This is a genomic window from Macromonas bipunctata, assembly GCF_002837135.1.
Taxonomy (GTDB): Bacteria; Pseudomonadota; Gammaproteobacteria; order Burkholderiales; family Burkholderiaceae_C; genus Macromonas_A; species Macromonas_A bipunctata.
On the sequence record NZ_NWBQ01000105.1, the window covers coordinates 1 to 2,672 of the forward strand.

The 2,672-nt window shown below is 55.2% G+C and carries 3 protein-coding genes; all 3 read left to right on the forward strand.

The annotated features are described in order from the left end of the window. Window positions 1–676: glycosyltransferase family 4 protein (locus tag CON76_RS12465; protein ID WP_145995466.1), on the forward strand; the 676-nt coding region annotated here is incomplete at its 5' end. A 40-nt stretch (window positions 677–716) separates the two neighbouring features. Then, window positions 717–1,502 (forward strand): glycosyltransferase family 2 protein, encoded by a 786-nt coding sequence (locus tag CON76_RS12470; protein WP_240592861.1) that lies wholly within the window; start codon window positions 717–719, stop codon window positions 1,500–1,502. Between the two features lie 354 nt (window positions 1,503–1,856). Beyond that, window positions 1,857–2,672: MraY family glycosyltransferase (locus CON76_RS12475; protein ID WP_205758243.1), on the forward strand; the 816-nt coding region annotated here is incomplete at its 3' end.

The following is a 2,672-nucleotide window of genomic DNA, read 5'->3' on the forward strand; positions in this document are numbered from 1 at the left end:
ACCAAGGAAGCGCTGGAACGCGACATCAAGCATGTATTTGATAACTTTGGCGAAAAATACCAACTCGACTTTTGAAAAAACTTATTGTGCCCAACTTAACGGTGTGAGCAGTGCCTTTCATCCGTTGGTGCCGGGGGCAGTCAGCATGGGCGCAGTACGGCCTTATGTGCTGTTTGTCGGCGCGCGCAGCGCATACAAGAATTTTATGCCGCTGGTGCAGGCGATGGCGGTTTTGCGTGATTTGGATCTGGTCTGCATTGGTGGCGGAGCGTTAACCTCTCAGGAGTCGGAACTGGTGCAGCGCCAGCTTGGGGATCGCTTTGTGCATCACATGGGTGTATCAGATGCGCAACTCAACCAGTTTTACAACAATGCGTTCTGTCTTGCCTATCCGAGCGCCTATGAAGGTTTTGGTATTCCTGTGCTGGAAGCGATGCGAGCAGGCTGCCCAGTGGTGGCCATGAACAGTTCGTCGATTCCAGAGGTGGCTGGCGATGCTGCCCAGTTGTTGCCAGATGCCAGTCCCGAAGCTCTGCGGGAGGCTATCAATCGGCTCAATCAGTCGGGCTATCGTGAGCATTACCGCCAGCTTGGGCTACAGCGCGCCGCCTTGTTCTCGTGGGATCGTACTTTTGCCGAGACGTGCAAGGTCTATGCAGCTGTACGCGATAGTTGAAATATTAAATATTAAATTTAATAATTTTTAAGACGATATTGTGAATTACAGCTATCCACCAAAACAACCTCTAATCTCGATCGTTACTGCTACTTGGAATTGCGTTGGTACGATTGAAAGCTGCCTGCAGTCGGTGGCTGAGCAAAGCTGGCCGAACCGCGAGCATGTGGTGATCGATGGCGGCAGTAAGGACGGCACTGTGGCGCTGTTGCAAAAGTACAGCCAGCAAATCGGCACGTTGGTTAGTGAGCCTGACAAGGGCATCTACGACGCGCTCAACAAGGGTATCGCCCGTGCCAGTGGCGATGTGGTGGGTTTTCTGCATGCTGATGACCTCTATGCGCACGCTGATGTGTTGGCCAAGGTAGCACGTGCGTTCGAAGATTCGTCGGTCTGCGCCGTGTACGGAGATCTGCAGTACGTGCGCAAGGAAGACACTTCGCAGGTAGTACGGCATTGGGCCTCCTGTCCGTTTGAGTCGCGCATCCTACGCCGGGGTTGGATGCCGCCGCACCCCACACTGTACGTGCGCCGCGAGTGGTATCAGTGCATCGGCGGCTTCGATATCAACTACCGTATCGCCGCTGACTATTTCAGTGTGCTGCAACTGTTTACCCAGACGGGCTTCAAGGCAGTGCATCTGTCTGAGGTGCTGGTCAAAATGCGTATCGGTGGCGCTAGCAACCGATCGCTGAAGAACATCATCCGTAAGACCCGGGAGGACTACGACGCACTACGACGCTCCGACTTCGGGCTGCTTCCGGCGTGCAGTGCGCTGGTGATGAAGAACTTCAGCAAGCTCGGTCAGTTTTTTGGCAACGATTGAAATAATAAACAATGTGGCAGCGATTCCTCTGCATCTGGCGGTATTTACGCGCTCTTGAGGCTTTGCAAACCCGCACGGGTGCCCACGTGTGGAACTTGGGTACTGGTCACGGACACAGTGTTTTGGCTATGATTCGCGCTTTTGAAGCCGTCGGCGGCCGGTTGGTGCCGTACCGTGTGGTATCTCGTCGTCCCGGTGATATCGCCACTTGCTACGCCGATCCTACTAGGGCGGAATGTGAATTGGGTTGGAAAGCCCAGCGCGGCCTGTCAGATATGATGCGCGATGCTTGGCGCTGGCAGTCCACCAATCCCAATGGGTACAAGGCTTGAGGCCAGCCCCAAGGAGCTTTTTTTGACGTTCCCTTACGATGCGCTGCTGGTCGGTGCTTTGGTCACTTGTCTGGGGTGTGTGGCACTGGTGCTGACACAGCGCTGGCACGCCCGCTGGTCGATAGACGGTAGCCACGGCGTACAGAAATTCCACACGCACCCCACGCCTAGGGTGGCGGGCATTGCGATTGTGCTGGGGCTGTTCACCAGCAGCTGGTTCTTGTCTGCCGATGTGAAGGCTGTGCTGATGCCGATGTTGTGGGCCAGCTTGCCGGCATTTGTATTTGGTTTTGTCGAGGATTTGACTAAAAAGGTGGGGGTGCGCGAACGGCTGTTGGCCACCATTGCCAGCGGCATCTTGGCTTGGTGGTTCACCGGGATCAGCCTGGATCGGGTCAATGTTTGGGGCTTGGATGCGCTGTTGACGTGGATGCCTGTTTCCGTGTTGTTCACAGCTTTTGCCATTGGCGGCGTGGCCAACGCCGTCAACATCATTGATGGCTTCAACGGCTTGGCCGCCGGTGTGGTCATGATCTGCTTAGCGGCACTGGGGGTTTGCGCTCATCGGGTGGGTGACCCCACTTTGATGGTGGTCTGTATGGTGCTGGTCAGCGTAATTGCCGGGTTTTGGCTGGTCAATTTTCCCTTGGGCAAGATTTTTTTGGGCGATGGTGGTGCCTACCTGATAGGTTTTTGCTTGGGCTGGATTGCCGTGTTGTTGCCCATGCGCAACCCTGGCATATCGCCTTGGGCCAGCTTGCTGGCCTGTGCCTACCCGATTCTGGAAGTGCTGTTCAGCATATTGCGTCGGCACCGTCGTAAGTTGACCATCAAAAGT